The sequence below is a fragment of the Pseudomonas sp. CVAP#3 genome, assembly GCF_018986375.1.
GTDB classification, from domain to species: Bacteria; Pseudomonadota; Gammaproteobacteria; order Pseudomonadales; family Pseudomonadaceae; genus Aquipseudomonas; species Aquipseudomonas helvetica.
The window spans coordinates 111,781-127,974 of sequence record NZ_JAHMSC010000013.1; the positions used below are offsets into that span (position 1 = coordinate 111,781).

The window sequence follows — 16,194 nt, forward strand, 5'->3', positions numbered from 1 at the left end:
TGCCTGCTGGAAAAGCATTTTGATGGGAGTGGTTATGGGTGATCGGCACGACTATGTGGCCCTCGAATGGGTCAAGGGCGAAATTGCCGAAACGTTGAAGCAGGCGTTTATTGCCCTTGAAAGCATGGCCCTCGACAACCGGGTCGAAGAACCACTGACGGCGCACGCGATCGCGGAGTGCCTGGCGGGGATTCATCAGGTTCACGGCAGTTTGCAGATGGTTGAATTCTACGGCGCGGCGTTGCTCGCCGAAGAGATGGAGCAGCTCGCGGCGGCGTTGCAGCACAACCGCGTCAGCCACCGCGATGAAGCCATTCGCCTGCTGCAACAAGCCCTTGGCCAACTGCCGATTTACCTCGACCGAGTGCACAGCGCCCGCCGTGACTTACCGTTGGTGCTCTTGCCGTTGATCAACGACCTGCGCAGCGCCCGCGGCGAAAGCCTGTTGTCGGAAACCAGCCTGTTCAGCCCGCAGTGGCAAGCGCTTCCCGAATTGGATGACGACACGCTGGCAATGCTTGAGCCGGCCGAGCTGCCGAATGTGCTGCGCAAATTGCGGCAAATGCTGCAGATGGGACTGGTTGGGTTGCTTCGCGAAGAGGATGACACCACCAATCTCGGCTATCTGGCCAAGGTCTTTGCACGCCTCGAAATGCTCTGCGACGGGGCGCCATTGGGGCCTTTGTGGCAGATCGCTTCGGCGCTGGTCGAAGGCATGCTCAGCGGCGGTGTCGCCAACAGTCCGGCGCTGCGCAGCCTGTTCAAGGACGCTGACAAGGAACTCAAGCGCCTGCTCGAACACGGCATCTCGGAAATCAATCAGCCAGCGCCGCCTGAATTGCTCAAAAGCCTGCTGTTCTACATTGCCAAGGCACAACATCCCACTGCGCAGATGCAAGCCATGAAAGAGCGTTATGCCCTGGACGACGCGTTGCCCGACAGTGCAATGGTCGATGAAGAACGCGCTCGCCTGGCCGGCCCGGATCGCGACGCGATGCGCTCGGTGCTGGCCGCGCTGTGCGAAGAACTGGTGCGGGTCAAGGAGCGCCTCGACCTGTTCGTGCGCAGCGACCGTCAGCATGTCTCGGACCTCGACAGCCTGCTGGCGCCACTGCGGCAAATCGCCGACACCCTGGCAGTGCTCGGCTTCGGTCAACCGCGCAAGGTGATCATCGATCAACTGGCGGTGGTCCTGAGCCTTGCACAAGGCCAACGCGAGCCGAACGACGCGATCCTGATGGATGTCGCCGGAGCCCTGCTTTACGTTGAGGCGACCCTGGCCGGAATGGTCGGCACCGTCGAGGAAAACCGCGAAGAGAGCCGGTTGCCGACCACCGACCTGACGCAGATCCACCAGATCGTCATCAAGGAAGCGCGAATCTGCCTGCAACAGGCCAAGGACATGATCGTCGACTACATCGACAGCGATTGGGATCGTCAGGTCTTGCAACCGCTTCCGGCCCTGCTGACCCAGGTGCGCGGCGCGTTGGCGATGATTCCGTTGAGTCGTGCGGCGAGCCTGCTGGAAGCCTGCAACGGTTTCATTCGCGAGCATCTGCTGGCAGACCAGACGCGTCCCGATTGGCCGCAACTCGACAGCCTGGCCGACGCCATTACCGGCATCGAGTATTACCTGGAGCGTTTGAGCGAAGACCCCGAGGCGCCTGGCGAAAAGATCCTCGATGTCGCCGAGCAAAGCCTGGCCGCTCTGGGGTATTTCCCCGGCGAGGTGCCTGTGCCGCTGCCCGAAGACGTGCTGAGCCCAGGCTTGGCGTTTGTGATGCCGGATCTGCCGGCGCTGGATAACCCGCAGATCGCCCAGTCGCTGGCCGAGGTGTTGGCCAGCCCGGCCCGTGCCGTCAATCCGCCCGCGCTGATCACGCCGGGCAGTCTGTTGCCGCCGCCGGCCGATGAAGAGCCGGTGGATGCCGAGCTGCGCGAAGTCTTTCTCGAGGAGACCGATGAAGTCCTGGATATCCTGCGCGAATACCAGCCGCGCTGGGTCGCCAGCCCCGAAAGCACCTCGGTCCTGAGCGAGTTGCGTCGCGCCTTCCACACCTTGAAAGGCAGCGGGCGAATGGTCCGCGCTCTGGTGTTGGGCGAGTTGGCGTGGGCGCTGGAGAATCTGCTCAACCGGGTGCTGGAGCACAGTGTCGAACCGGGTCCGCCGGTTTATCAACTGCTGGATGAAGTGCTGCAACTGCTCCCTGAACTGATCGCTGAGTTCGCCGCCAACACCCAGCGTCAGCGTGAAGATGTCGACCGCCTGGCCGCTCGCGCCCATGCCCTGGCGAAGGGGGATGAAACCCTGCCGGACACTGCGTTGCAGGATGGCGAGATGCTTGATCCGCAGTTGCTGGAGATCTTCCGCAACGAAGCTGAAACCCACCTCCAGAGCCTCGACCGTTTTCTCGATCAGGCCGCCGAGCATGTGCCGTTGCAGGCCAGTGATGAGTTGCAACGCGCCTTGCACACCCTCAAGGGCAGCGCTTCGATGGCAGGTGTGTTGCCGATTGCCGAACTGGCGGCGCCGTTCGATCATCTGGCCCGCGAGTACAAGGCGCACCAGATTGCGCTGGACCTGGACGAAGTCGAACTGCTGCTCGAAGCCGGTGAACTGTTGCGGCGCGGGCTGAAGCAATTGAACGGTGATCCGCTGACGCCGATCAGGGGTGCCGAAGACTTGATCGGGCGCACTCAGGCGCTGCTTGCCGAGCGCCTGGACGCGATCCTCAATGCGCCGAACACGGGGCTGCGGATCAAGCGTGATCCGCAACTGATCAACAAATTCCTGGCCCAGGGCATGGATATCCTGCTGGATGCCGAAACCCTGTTGCAGCGCTGGCAGCAACACCCCGGCGAGCGGCAGGAACTCAGCGCGCTGCTGGATGAATTGACGACCCTGGGCGAGAACGCGCACCTGGCCGATCTGCATCCGGTGGATGAGCTGTGCGAAGCCTTGCTCGACCTCTATGGCGCGGTGGAAGAAAGCAGCCTGGCGGTCAACGAGCGGTTCTTCCACGAAGCCCAAAGCGCTCACGAAGCGCTGATCAACATGCTCGACGAACTGGCTGCCGGCCAGGAAGTCGGTTCACAACCGGCGCGGGTGCGGGCCTTGCGTGATTTGCTCAATGAGGGCCTTGATCCGTCGGCCATGGGGCTGATTCGCAGCGATGGCAGCCGCACGCTGAGCATTACCGAACTGGGCAGCGCCACCAGCGAGTTGGCACAGGCGCAGGCGTTGACGATTGACGCTGAAATCGTTTCGATCTTTCTCGAAGAAGCGGTGGATATCCTCGAAAGCGCCGGACAGGCCTTGCAGCGTTGGCTCAATGATCCAGAGAGCGCTGCGCCGCTGTCGTCATTGCAGCGCGACTTGCACACCCTCAAGGGCGGCGCGCGAATGGCCGAGGTTGGGCCGGTCGGCGATCTGGCCCACGAACTTGAAAGCCTTTATGAAGGCCTGGTCGACCGGCGCTTCAGTCATTCACCAGCCCTCGGGGTGTTACTGCAACAGAGCCACGACCGCCTAGCGGTGTTGCTCGAGCAGTTGCAAAACCATCAGCCACTGAGCGATCCGAGTACGCTGATCGAGGCGATCCAGCAATTTCGGCAAAGCACCGGCAGCACGGCCGATGCGGTCGAAGCGGCGGCGAATGATGCGGCGAGCCACGATCCGGAACTGCTGGAGATCTTCCTCGAGGAAGGTTTCGACATCATCGACAGCTCGGGCGCGGCGCTGTCGCGCTGGCAGGCGGACCCGCAGAACCGTCAGGAAATGGAAACCCTGCTGCGCGACCTGCACACCCTCAAGGGCGGCGCGCGAATGGTCGAAATCGCCCCGATTGGCGACCTGGCCCATGAGCTGGAATTTCTTTACGAAGGGTTGTCGACCGGCTTGCTGCACGCCATACCGGCGTTGTTCGATCTGTTGCAACGCAGCCATGACCGGTTGGCGCAGATGCTCGACGCAACCCGCGCCGGCCAGCCGGTGCTGCCGGCGGACAGCCTGATCGACGCGATCAAGGCCTTCACTCACCCAACGGCTGACAAGGCCCCGATGCCGGCTCCGGTGGTTGAAGTCGCACCGGTGGCCAAGCCTGAGACCGCAGCGCTGCAACCGGATGCTGGCACCGATATGGTCAAGGTGTCGGCCGAGCTGTTGGACGATCTGGTCAACCTGGCCGGGGAAACCTCGATCTTCCGCGGTCGCATCGAGCAGCAAGTCAACGATGCGCAAGTCGCCCTGAGCGAGATGGAAACCACCATCGAGCGCATGCGCGATCAGTTGCGCCGGCTCGACACCGAAACCCAGGGACGGATCCTCAGCCGGCAGCAGGTTGAAGCCGAACGTCTGGGCTACGAAGAGTTCGATCCGCTGGAAATGGACCGTCACTCGCAGTTGCAGCAGTTGTCGCGGGCGTTGTTCGAGTCGGCCTCCGACTTGCTCGACCTCAAGGAAACCCTCGAGCGCTGCAACCACGACGCAGAGAACCTGCTGCAACAACAAGGCCGGATCAACACCGAACTGCAAGAAGGCTTGATGCGCACGCGCATGGTGCCGTTCGAACGGATGCTGCCGCGCTTGAAGCGTATCGTTCGTCAGGTCTCCAGCGAGTTGGGCAAGGACGTCGAGTTCATTGTCGGGAACGCCGAAGGCGAGATGGACCGCAATGTGCTGGAACGCATGGCGGCGCCGCTTGAGCACATGCTGCGCAATGCTGTCGACCACGGTCTGGAATCCGCCGAAGTACGCCGAGCGGCCGGTAAATCCGAGCAAGGCCGAATCACCCTGGACCTGTCCCGTGAGGGTGGCGACATCATTTTCGACATTCGCGACGACGGTGCCGGCGTGCCGCTGGATGCCGTGCGGCGCAAGGCGATCAAGCGCGGGTTGCTCGACCCCGGTAGCGACATGAGCGATCGCGACGTGTTGCAGTTCATTCTGCAGCCAGGGTTTTCCACTGCCGAGAAAATCACTCAGATCTCCGGGCGTGGCGTCGGTATGGATGTGGTTCACGAAGAAGTGCGGCAACTCGGTGGCTCGATGGTCATCGACTCTGTACCTGGGCAGGGCGTGCACTTTCGCATTCGGCTGCCGTTCACCGTGTCGGTCAACCGCGCGTTGATGGTGCAGTGTGCCGAGGATCAATACGCGATCCCGCTGAACACCATCGAGGGCATCGTGTGCGTGCTGCCCTTTGAACTGGAGGGTTATTACCAGCTCGATCCACCGTCATACGAATACGCCGGGCAACGCTATGAACTGTGCTACCTCGGCGAGCTGCTGAAGACCAGCGTCCGCCCGAAACTGTTGGGCCAGAGCCTGCCGTTACCGGTGTTGCTGGTGCAGTGCAACGAGCGACGCATCGCGGTGCAGGTCGATGCGACGACCGGTACCCGGGAAATCGTGGTGAAAAGCCTCGGCCCGCAGTTCGCGGCGGTGCAGGGGTTGTCCGGCGCGACCATTCTTGGCGATGGTCGGGTGGTGCTGATTCTCGACCTGCTGACGCATATCCGCGCCATGCAGGCGCACGTGCCACCGCAGCGGGTCATTCAGGAGACGGCCACGGAGACCGAGCCGCAGCGTTCGATGCTGGTCCTGGTGGTCGACGACTCGGTCACCGTGCGCAAGGTCACCAGCCGCCTGCTCGAACGCCACGGCATGAACGTGCTGACCGCCAAGGACGGTGTCGACGCCATGCTGTTGCTCGAAGAGCACATGCCCGACCTGATGCTGCTGGACATTGAAATGCCGCGCATGGATGGTTTTGAAGTGGCCATGCAGGTGCGCAACGATCCACGGTTGCAGCACCTGCCGATCATCATGATCACCTCGCGCACCGGCCAGAAACACCGCGACCGGGCGATGGCTATCGGCGTCAATGACTACCTCGGCAAGCCGTATCAGGAATCGGTATTGCTCGAAAGCATCGCTTTATGGAGCAAAACCCATGCTTGAACACCGCACCAGCAACCTCACCGGGCTGCTGCTGCCCCTGGCCGATCGCAACCTGATCCTGCCCAATGTCGCGGTCGCCGAGTTGATCGACTATCAGCCGGGTGCCTTTGACCTCGACTCACCGCCCTGGTACCTGGGCCTGGTGACCTGGCGCGAGCGGCAAATCCCGCTGTTGAGTTTCGAATCGGCCTGCGGCAACAAAACCGTGATCGGCGACCGCGCGCGTATCGTCGTCCTAAACGCCCTCGGCGGGCGCCCGCACCTCAAATTCATCGCCTTGCTGGTGCAAGGGATTCCACGTTCCTACAAGCTCGACAGCCAGTTGAGCTATGTTGACGTGCCGCTGTGCTCGCTGGAACACGCCGCGGTACAGGTCGCTGAACACGTGGCGAAAGTCCCGGATCTGCTGGCGCTGGAAGAGTTGTTGGTGGGGGCGGGGTTGGTTCCTTCCTGATCGTTCCCGCGCTCTGCGTGGGAATGCCGCCATGGACGCTCTGCGTCCGCTTCAGATGTAACGCAGAGCGTCACGGGATGCATTCCCACGCAGAGCATGGGAACGATCTATTTTGTGCGATGTTGCAGTGATTTTTTGAGGTTGGAGACACATGTATCACGGAGAAAAATTCAACGCCTGGAGCCATTTGTTCGGGGCGGTAGCAGCGTGTGTCGGGGCGGTCTGGTTGTTGGTGATTGCCAGTCTGGACGGCAGCCCCTGGAAGATTGTCAGCGTGGCGATTTACGGGTTTACCTTGCTGGTGCTGTACAGCGTTTCGACGGTTTATCACAGCGTGCGCGGGCGGGCGAAGGTGATCATGCAAAAGGTCGATCACCTGTCGATCTACCTGCTGATCGCTGGCAGTTACACGCCGTTTTGTCTGGTCACCCTGCGTGGGCCGTGGGGCTGGACGCTGTTCGGGATTGTCTGGGGGCTGGCGGTGATCGGCATGCTGCAAGAGATCAAGCCGCGCTCCGAGGCGCGGATTCTGTCGATCGTGATCTACGCGGTGATGGGCTGGATCGTGCTGGTGGCGGTCAAGCCGCTACTGGCGGCGTTGGGCACTGTCGGTTTTGCCTGGTTGGCGGCGGGCGGGGTGTTTTATACCGTCGGCATCATCTTCTTCGCCCTCGACAGCCGACTGCGCCACGCCCACGGCATCTGGCACCTGTTTGTCATCGCCGGCAGTTTGCTGCACTTCGTGGCGATTCTGTTTTACGTCCTTTAAACCGAGGCGCGGCCATCGCGAGCGAGCTCGCGATGGCGCCCTAGAAGTCACCCCACAACTGCTGGGCCACGGCCAATGCCACCACCGGCGCGGTTTCGGTGCGCAGCACTCGCGGGCCGAGGCGGGCGGAATGGAAACCGGCACTTTGAGCCTGATCGACTTCCACGTCCGACAACCCGCCTTCCGGGCCGATCAGGAACGCCAGTGTCGAAGGTTTCGCATGGCTGACCAGCGGCTCGGCCACCGGATGCAGCACCAGCTTCAGTTCGGCTTTGGATTGTTTGAGCCAGTCGGCCAGCAACAGCGGTGGGTGGATCACCGGCACTCGCGAACGACCGCATTGTTCGCACGCACTGATAGCGACCTGACGCCAGTGTTGCAGGCGTTTGTCGGCGCGTTCGTCCTTGAGGCGGACTTCGCAGCGGTCGCTGAAAATCGGGGTGATTTCAGTCACGCCCAACTCGGTGGCTTTCTGAATCGCCCAGTCCATCCGTTCGCCGCGAGACAAACCCTGGCCCAGATGAATCTGCAACGGCGACTCGATTTGCCCGGCGAAGCTTTCCGTTAACGCCACGCGCACGCGTTTCTTGCCGACTTCCGCCAGCGTGCCGCGAAACTCCTGGCCTGAACCGTCGAACACTTGCAACGCATCGCCCTCGGCCATGCGCAGCACGCGGCTGATGTAGTGCGCCTGGGCCTCTGGCAATTCATGTTCGCCGAGGCTCAAGGGGGCGTCGATAAAGAAGCGGGACAGTCTCATTCTGGATCTCTACTGAATCTGATGTTCGGCGTAGTAAGTTGGATCGAGTGGCGCTTTGTGGCGAGGGGGCTTGCCCCCGTTGGGTCGCGAAGCGGCCCCAAATCTGCAACCCGGTTAGTTCAAGCACACCGAGTTGGCCGGGTTTACGACTGCTTCGCAGCCGAACGGGGGCAAGCCCCTCGCCACAGGGTTAGTCAGCGGCTGTTAGCCCGGATCGCGGAAGCCCGGATGGAAGTCCTTCGGCACTGCCACGCTGACCTTGTTGCTGGTGGCGATATCGATCCCTTCGCTGGCAACCGTGGCAAGGAAGTCGATCTGCTCGGGGGTGATCACGTACGGCGGCAGGAAATACACCACGCTGCCCAACGGCCGCAACAGCGCGCCACGTTCCAGTGCGTGCTGGAACACTTTCAGCCCGCGGCGTTCCTGCCAGGGATAAGCGGTTTTGCTCGCCTTGTCCTGAACCATCTCGATGGCCAGCACCATGCCGGTCTGACGCACTTCCGAAACATGCGGGTGGTCAGCCAGGTGCGCGGTCGAGCTGGCCATGCGCTGGGCGAGGGCCTTGTTATTCTCGATGACGTTGTCTTCTTCGAAGATATCCAGCGTCGCCAACGCCGCCGCACAGGCCAGCGGATTGCCGGTGTAGCTGTGGGAATGCAGGAAGGCGCGCAGGGTCGGATAGTCGTCGTAGAAAGCGCTGTAGACCTCATCCGTGGTGACGCACGCGGCCAGTGGCAGGTAACCGCCGGTCAGGGCTTTGGACAGGCACAGGAAGTCCGGGCGGATGCCGGCCTGTTCGCAGGCGAACATCGTCCCGGTGCGGCCGAAGCCGACGGCGATTTCATCGTGGATCAGGTGCACGCCGTAACGGTCACAGGCTTCGCGCAGCAGTTTCAGGTACACCGGGTGATACATGCGCATCCCGCCAGCACCCTGGATCAGCGGCTCGACGATTACCGCGGCGACGGTTTCGTGGTTTTCGGCGAGGGTCTGTTCCATCGCGGCGAACATGTTGCGCGAGTGTTCTTCCCAGCTCATGCCTTCGGGACGCAGGTAGCAGTCCGGGCTTGGCACCTTGATGGTGTCCAGCAGCAGCGCTTTATAGGTTTCAGTGAACAGCGGCACGTCGCCGACCGACATCGCGGCCATGGTTTCGCCGTGGTAGCTATTGGTCAGCGTGACGAAGCGCTTCTTGTTCGACTGGCCGCGGTTGAGCCAGTAGTGAAAACTCATTTTCAGCGCCACTTCGATGCAGGACGACCCGTTATCGGCGTAGAAACACCGCGTCAGGCCTTCCGGCGTCATCTTCACCAGGCGTTCGGACAACTCGATCACCGGTTGATGGCTGAAGCCGGCGAGGATCACGTGTTCCAGTTGATCGACCTGGTCCTTGATCCGTTGGTTGATCCGCGGGTTGGCGTGGCCGAACACGTTGACCCACCAGGAGCTGACCGCGTCGAGGTAGCGTTTGCCTTCGAAGTCTTCGAGCCATACGCCTTCGCCGCGCTTGATCGGGATCAGCGGCAGCTGTTCGTGGTCTTTCATCTGGGTGCAGGGATGCCACAGAACCGCGAGATCGCGCTGCATCCACTGATTATTCAAGCCCATTGTCACTCTCCTCGAGGCGGTCCGTGAGATGCGCGGACATACAGTCGCGCAAGCCTATGCAATGCCGGGCGAGCGGACAACCTATTGTGGCGTTTGCGCATGGAAACGCAGGTGTGTTACGTGGTTGTATTGACGTGCACATACGCTGACAGGGCACGCTAGAGCGTCTGATGTTTGGGTCGCACCTTGGGGTTAATCTTTCCTTAACCCACCTCTTTCAGACTCTTGATCGTATTTCTCGATATTTCAAAGCGAAATTTTCGGCTTTAAATCGATAGATAACTCGATAGTCTTGGTCGCAGTTCTTACAGGATTTGGGCAATGCAGCTACGTAACTCTTCCTCCCGCTATGGCGGGGTCAGCATCTTTCTGCACTGGGGCGTGGCGCTGGCGGTCTTCGGTCTGTTTGCTCTGGGCTTGTGGATGGTCGGTCTCGACTACTACAGCAACTGGCGCAAAGAAGCGCCGGACTTGCACAAAAGCATCGGCTTGACGCTGTTCGCGTTCTTGTTGTTGCGGGTGTTGTGGCGCTTTATCAGCCCACCGCCGCCGACGCTGCAAAGCTATAGCCGCATGACGCGCCTCGGCGCCAAGCTCGGTCACTCCTTCCTCTATCTCAGCCTGTTCGCGGTGATGATTGCCGGTTACCTGATTTCCACCGCAGACGGTGTCGGGATTCCGGTGTTTGGTCTGTTTGAAATTCCTGCGCTGATTTCCGGTCTACCGGACCAGGCAGACACCGCCGGTGCGATTCATCTGTATCTGGCCTGGGCGCTGGTGATTTTTTCCGGTCTCCATGCGTTGGCAGCACTGAAGCACCACTTTATCGACCGTGATGCGACCCTGACGCGAATGCTGGGACGCAAAGCCTGATGTTCAACCTAGACTCCCAAGGAATAGAAAGCATGTTGAAAAAGACTCTCGCCGCTCTGGCAATCGGTACTGCTCTGTTGTCGGCAGGGCAAGCGATGGCCGCGGAATACAAGATCGACAAGGAAGGCAATCACGCTTTCGTCGACTTCAAGATCAGCCACCTGGGCTACAGCTTCATCCACGGTACTTTCAAGGACTGGGACGGTAAGTTCAACTTCGACGCCAAGGCTCCAGAAGCCAGTAAAATCGACGTTGTGCTGAAAACCGCCAGCGTTGATACCAATCACGCTGAACGTGACAAGCACATCCGTACCCCGGACTTCCTGGACGCAGCGAAATACCCTGAAGCCAAGTTCGTTTCCACCAGTGTCAAATCCACTGGCGAAAAAACCGCTGACGTGACTGGCGACCTGACCCTGCACGGCGTGACCAAGCCAGTCGTGATCAAGGCAACCTTCAACGGCGAAGGCAAGGACCCATGGGGTGGCTACCGTGCCGGCTTCAACGGCACGACTACCCTGCAGTTGAGCGAGTTCGGCATCAAAGGCCCAGGTCCTACTTCCCAGACCCTGGACCTGGACATCACGTTTGAAGGTGTTCAAGCGAAATAATTTTCACTGCTGACACAAAAACGCCCCTGATCGCGAGATCAGGGGCGTTTTTGTTAGCAGGAGAAATCAGCGGTTGCGGGTCAGCAACGCCGGTTTCTCGCCGCGTGGACGGCTTGGCAGTTGATCGAGCTGCTCAGGCGTCGGGAAGCGATCAGCCTTGGACTCCTTGTGCATGATCTTCGGCTGGGTACCGCGCGGGTTCTGCACTGCGGGTTCCTGACGCGGCTGGTCGTCACGGGCCGGGCGGCGGTTGCGCGACTCCTCGCGACGAGCCTGGCCGTCACGTGGAGCACCGCTGCGTGGACCACTGCGCTTGGCAGGCGGCGTGCCGGTGCTGGCGCCGCTGCTGTTACGCGGACCGTTCTGGCGACCTTGTGGCTGGCCGGTGCGTGGAGCACCTGCACCTGCAGCGCCTTGCGCCGGAGCACCCGGACGGCGGCCACGGCCTTGAGGGGCCTTTTGCTGCGGAACGTAGTCGACGCGGTTACCGAAGTTATCGATATCGTCGTCGAGGAACTCGTCCGGTGCACGGTCAGCAGCGGCGCGGGGTGCCGGACGCTGCTGTTCGCGGGCCGGGGTGCCTTCACGCGGCTTTTGAGCCGGGCGTTCGCCACGGCTGGCAGCCGGTTTTTCCTTGCCACCCTTGTCCTTGCCTTTGTCCTTACGACCGCCGCCACCGCCGCTGCCGTTTGGACCGTCGCCGCGTGGGCCACGTGGATTGCGCGGGTTACGCACGTCCGGACGCTCGCGAACTTCTGGCTTTTCGGCTTCGACGCTGCTGGAATCAAAGCCCATCAGGTCGCCATCGGCGATTTTCTGCTTGGTCATGCGCTCGATGCTTTTCAGCAGTTTTTCTTCGTCCGGGGCAACCAGCGAGATCGCCTCGCCCGAACGACCGGCACGGCCAGTACGGCCGATACGGTGCACGTAGTCTTCGTCGACGTTTGGCAGTTCGAAGTTGACCACGTGTGGCAATTGGTCGATATCCAGGCCGCGAGCGGCGATATCGGTGGCCACCAGGATACGCACTTCACCGGCCTTGAAGTCGGCCAGGGCTTTGGTGCGGGCGTTCTGGCTCTTGTTGCCGTGGATCGCGACGGCGCTCAGACCGTGTTTGTCCAGGTACTCAGCCAGGCGGTTGGCGCCGTGCTTGGTACGGGTGAAGACCAGAACCTGTTCCCAGGCGCCGGCAGTAATCAGGTGCGCCAGCAGCGAGCGCTTGTGGCTGGCGGCCAGACGGAACACCCGTTGCTCGATGCGCTCGACCGTGGTGTTCGGTGGCGTGACTTCGATGCGTTCCGGGTTGTGCAGCAACTTGCCGGCAAGGTCAGTGATGTCCTTGGAGAAGGTTGCCGAGAACAGCAGGTTCTGACGTTTGGCCGGCAGGCGGGCGAGGACTTTCTTCACGTCATGGACGAAGCCCATGTCGAGCATCCGGTCCGCTTCGTCCAGTACCAGGATTTCCACGTGGGACAGGTCGACGCTGCCTTGGCCGGCCAGGTCGAGCAAACGGCCCGGGCAAGCCACCAGCACGTCAACACCGCGGGACATCGCCTGAACCTGTGGGTTCATGCCAACGCCGCCGAAAATGCAGGCACTGACGAATTTCAGGTCACGGGCGTAGACCTTGAAACTCTCGTGCACCTGGGCGGCCAGTTCGCGAGTCGGGGTCAGGACCAGGACGCGTGGTTGGCGCGGGCCGTGACGCTGGGATTTGTCCGGGTGACCGTTGGGGAACAAGCGCTCCAGAATCGGCAAGGCGAAACCGCCGGTTTTACCCGTACCTGTCTGCGCCGCAACCATCAAGTCGCGACCTTGCAACACGGCGGGAATGGCCCGCTGTTGCACCGGGGTAGGCTGGGTGTAGCCCGCTGCCTCGATGGCGCGGACTAAAGCCTCGGAGAGACCGAGGGAAGCAAAGGACATGAGTAATCCTGTTTTAGTTAGGGCTTGGCCCAATGGGATAGTCTTGCCTGGCGCGAATGGCGTTTATGGAGAAGCGCAATCGCGTCCGGTCCTGCTGGGGCTTGAAGGCTCATCTTCGAGTACTCGCGCGGGCTGAAAAGCTGCGCTGTAGCAGTGTCGGGATGCCTTAAACAAGACCGAGCGTCCGGGCGTAAGCCTGGCGGGAAGGCCGGAGTATAACAGAGCAATCACGGAGCGCTGCTTTCCTGCTGCTCAACGGTTTTCCCGTTGCTGGCTTGCGGCGTGATCTGTGTGGCGTCAGGTACCGGGCCGGCACCATAACGCGCACTCAATTGAGCGTAGGCCGGTTCGCGTTTGAAACGCTTGAGCTCGGCGCCGAAACGTTGCACCAGCAGGTCCATGCCGGCATTGCGGCGCAGGGCCAGGAACTGGCTTTGGTGACTGATGACCGTGGGGCTTTCGCTGATCTGGTCGCGCAGTTTCAAGGTGTCGAGCAGGGTTTGGCCAACCCGACGGTCGGTGATCAGCAGGTCGATACGACCGCGCTGCAGCTTGCCAAAGTTGGCTTCATGGGTCGGTGCAGGCTCGCGGGTGAACAGGGTCGAGTCCCTGAAGTCCTGACTGTACAGGTAGCCGGGCGAGGTGCCGATGGTCAGGCCTCGCAGGTCTTCAAGGGTACGGAAGGGGTGAGGACGATCCTTGGCATAGAACAGCACGAACTCGACTTCCGAGAGTGGTTCGCTGGGATAGAGCAAGGTGGCGTCGCGTTCGCTGCTGTGGAAGATATCCAGCGCGCCGTCGGCCAACCCTTGATCAAGCATGGCCAGGCAGCGTTTCCATGGCAGGAACTGCCACTCCACCTCAATCCCCAGGCGCTGGAAGACGATCGCCGTGGTTTCGTAGTCCAGCCCGAGGGCCTGGCCGTTTTCCTCGTAGACGTAGGGCGCCCAGGGCTCGGTGACAATGCGCAGTTTCTCGCCCCGAGCGGCAAAGCTCAGGCAAGCAAAAAGCACGGCTGTCAGCAATTGGGCAATGACGGGCATCGCTGGAGATTACGACGAGAGCCGGTGAAATAGCTAGAGGCGGTCTAGCCCGAGGGTTAGTCGCCTTTTGTCTGAACCAGGTGCAAGTAGATGGCCTTGCGGCGTTCACCCAGCACCAAGCGAATCATCGGGTGATTGAACCAGTGTTCGAGTTGATGGTTTTCAAGGGGGTTGTCGAGGCGCCGCTCGACGTTGTCACGAGCCTTTTCCCACCAGACCGGCGTGCAGGCCTGATCGAACGGGTTGGTGTGCTGATAGCAACCGTAGAGGATTTCACGCATGAACTGGCGCTGATGCCGGGGCAATGCCAGGGTCACGATTTTATAGGCCAGGCGTTGGAGCGTCGGTGGTCGCGGCAGTGTCGCGGTCACCAGGCGGGTTTCATCCAGCGCGAAGGTGCTGATCGGGTCGGCACCATGCTTGTCCAGCCATGCTTTGATCTTGGCGCGAAACAGCTGCTTGCGACTCCAATAGTGATGGATCAGGTCCGGACATTCGCGCACCTGCGTTGTGCGGTAGGCCGCTACCGACAGGCAGAACTCTTCAAGGGTATAGGCGCCTTGCGCCAGAGGGTACAGCTCATCCATCAAGGCGATCGAATGATCGAGAACGCCGGCATCGACGCGATCAAGGCCGATGACTCCCGAGTTCAGCAGCGGCATCTGGTCATCTGCCAGCTGTCTTTGCTGCAGTACGCCAGCCAGTGTCCGATACAGCCCCGCCTCTTTGTTGCTGCCGTATTGCAATCCAAAGGCATTGCACAGCAGGGTGCCGGGCTCGACGCGACGGAACAGTTCCAGCGGTGAGCAGTGGAAGAATGTATCCGTGTCGATCAGCAGCGCACGCTCGGACTCGCGCAACACCTGCTGCATCACCACGTGCTTGGCGCGAAAGTGATAACCATGCGGGGCGATCCACGCCTGACGGGTGCTTTCATCCAGCTCTCGAACCCGAACCGGCAAGTCGCGGTAAGGCGCCGGGTTGTCGGTGAAAACCTGGATGTCCAAGCTTTCGCCCGGTGTTTCGCGCAACCCTGCCAAGGCACTGGCGATACTGAACACTGCCTCCTGGTGGTAGGTGTTGGCACCGTAAACCAGATAAATCAGTTGAGGGTTTGTGGCTGGGGTAATTGTGGACATCTACTGCGATCATCCCTGGCGAATTGGGAGAATGAAAAAAAAAGGCCCTGGGTTTTGCCAGGGCCTTGTTCTGAATGCTACGCCTGTTTCAGCGTGGCAGTTTCAGATTGTTCCAGACGGCCAGGCTAGGTTCGGCCTGGTTCAGGGTATAGAAATGCAGCCCTGGTGCACCGCCTTGCAACAAGCGTTCACACATTTCGGTGATCACCTGCTCGCCGAAACCCTGAATGCTTTGGGTGTCGTCACCGTAGGCTTCCAGCTGTTTGCGGATCCAGCGCGGGATTTCCGCACCGCAGGCATCGGAGAAGCGTGCCAGCTTGCTGTAGTTGGTGATTGGCATGATGCCCGGAACAACCGGGATATTCACGCCCATCGCCTGTACACGCTCGACGAAGTAGAAGTAGCTGTCGGCGTTGAAGAAGTACTGGGTGATCGCACTGTTGGCACCGGCGTTGGCCTTGCGCACGAAATTGGTGAGATCGTCTTCGAAGTTGCGTGCTTGCGGGTGCATTTCCGGGTAAGCGGCGACTTCGATGTGGAAGTGATCGCCGGTCTCTTCACGAATGAAGCTCACCAGGTCATTGGCATGGCGCATTTCGCCGCTGGCCATGCCCATGCCTGAAGGCAGGTCACCGCGCAAAGCAACGATCCGCTTGATGCCGGCCGCCTTGTATTGAGCCAGCAGGCCGCGCAAGTCAGCCTTGCTGTCGCCCACGCAAGACAGATGCGGTGCGGCAGGGACTTTGACTTCGCTTTCGAGCTGCAACACGGTGTTGAGGGTGCGATCACGGGTCGAACCACCAGCGCCATAGGTGCAGGAGAAGAAATCGGGGTTGTACGTGGCCAGCTGACGGGCAGTGGCGATGAGCTTTTCATGCCCGGCATCGGTCTTCGTAGGGAAGAACTCGAAGCTGTAGCGGCGGTCTTGGGACATAGGAATACCCTTTGAAACTCGTAAGCCGAAGGCTGACCCACATGAGGACTGGCTTTTGTAGGAGCCGGGCTTGCCCGCGATGCAGGCACTGCGATGTTACAAGAACACTACG

The 16,194-nt window shown here is 60.9% G+C and carries 11 protein-coding genes; 5 read left to right on the forward strand and 6 right to left on the reverse strand.

The features are described from left to right. Nucleotides 1–34: 34 nt before the first annotated feature. The 3 genes from KRR23_RS20860 (at nt 35) to KRR23_RS20870 (ending at nt 7,185) form a co-directional block, all read left to right on the forward strand. Entirely contained in the window at nt 35–5,962 is a 5,928-nt protein-coding gene (locus KRR23_RS20860; protein ID WP_216744038.1) for an Hpt domain-containing protein, read from the forward strand. Then, a complete protein-coding gene (locus tag KRR23_RS20865; RefSeq protein WP_216744039.1) occupies nt 5,955–6,416 on the forward strand; it encodes a chemotaxis protein CheW in 462 nt (153 codons plus the stop codon). The genes KRR23_RS20860 and KRR23_RS20865 overlap by 8 nt, the downstream gene beginning before the upstream one ends. 151 nt (nt 6,417–6,567) lie before the next feature. Beyond that, entirely contained in the window at nt 6,568–7,185 is a 618-nt protein-coding gene (locus tag KRR23_RS20870) for a hemolysin III family protein (protein WP_054594446.1), read from the forward strand. Nucleotides 7,186–7,225: 40 nt separating this feature from the next. Here KRR23_RS20870 and KRR23_RS20875 read toward each other — a convergent pair whose 3' ends face one another. Next, nucleotides 7,226–7,945, reverse strand: coding sequence for a 16S rRNA (uracil(1498)-N(3))-methyltransferase (locus KRR23_RS20875; RefSeq protein WP_216744040.1), 720 nt, complete (start codon nt 7,943–7,945; stop codon nt 7,226–7,228). A 204-nt stretch (nt 7,946–8,149) separates the two neighbouring features. Beyond that, on the reverse strand, nt 8,150–9,556 hold the full coding sequence (locus KRR23_RS20880; protein ID WP_216744041.1) for an adenosylmethionine--8-amino-7-oxononanoate transaminase: 1,407 nt from the start codon (nt 9,554–9,556) through the stop codon (nt 8,150–8,152). 321 nt (nt 9,557–9,877) lie between these two features. Between KRR23_RS20880 and KRR23_RS20885 the strand changes: the two genes are divergently transcribed. Both KRR23_RS20885 and KRR23_RS20890 read left to right on the forward strand, forming a co-directional pair. Then, nucleotides 9,878–10,429, forward strand: coding sequence for a cytochrome b (locus tag KRR23_RS20885; protein WP_216744042.1), 552 nt, complete (start codon nt 9,878–9,880; stop codon nt 10,427–10,429). A gap of 32 nt (nt 10,430–10,461) precedes the next feature. After that, entirely contained in the window at nt 10,462–11,040 is a 579-nt protein-coding gene (locus KRR23_RS20890) for a YceI family protein (protein ID WP_216744043.1), read from the forward strand. Nucleotides 11,041–11,106: 66 nt separating this feature from the next. Here KRR23_RS20890 and KRR23_RS20895 read toward each other — a convergent pair whose 3' ends face one another. The 4 genes from KRR23_RS20895 to metF all read right to left on the reverse strand — a co-directional run bounded on the left by KRR23_RS20895 (nt 11,107) and on the right by metF (nt 16,082). Then, on the reverse strand, nt 11,107–12,966 hold the full coding sequence (locus KRR23_RS20895; RefSeq protein ID WP_216744044.1) for a DEAD/DEAH box helicase: 1,860 nt from the start codon (nt 12,964–12,966) through the stop codon (nt 11,107–11,109). A 227-nt stretch (nt 12,967–13,193) separates the two neighbouring features. After that, a complete protein-coding gene (locus KRR23_RS20900; RefSeq protein ID WP_216744045.1) occupies nt 13,194–14,009 on the reverse strand; it encodes an ABC transporter substrate-binding protein in 816 nt (271 codons plus the stop codon). A 56-nt stretch (nt 14,010–14,065) separates the two neighbouring features. Then, complete coding sequence (locus tag KRR23_RS20905; protein WP_216744046.1) at nt 14,066–15,148, reverse strand: hypothetical protein; 1,083 nt, start codon at nt 15,146–15,148, stop codon at nt 14,066–14,068. Between the two features lie 88 nt (nt 15,149–15,236). Continuing rightward, the gene (metF, locus tag KRR23_RS20910; RefSeq protein WP_103316729.1) at nt 15,237–16,082 is read right to left on the reverse strand and encodes a methylenetetrahydrofolate reductase [NAD(P)H]; all 846 of its coding nucleotides are present in this window, start codon (nt 16,080–16,082) and stop codon (nt 15,237–15,239) included. Between the last annotated feature and the right edge of the window lie 112 nt (nt 16,083–16,194).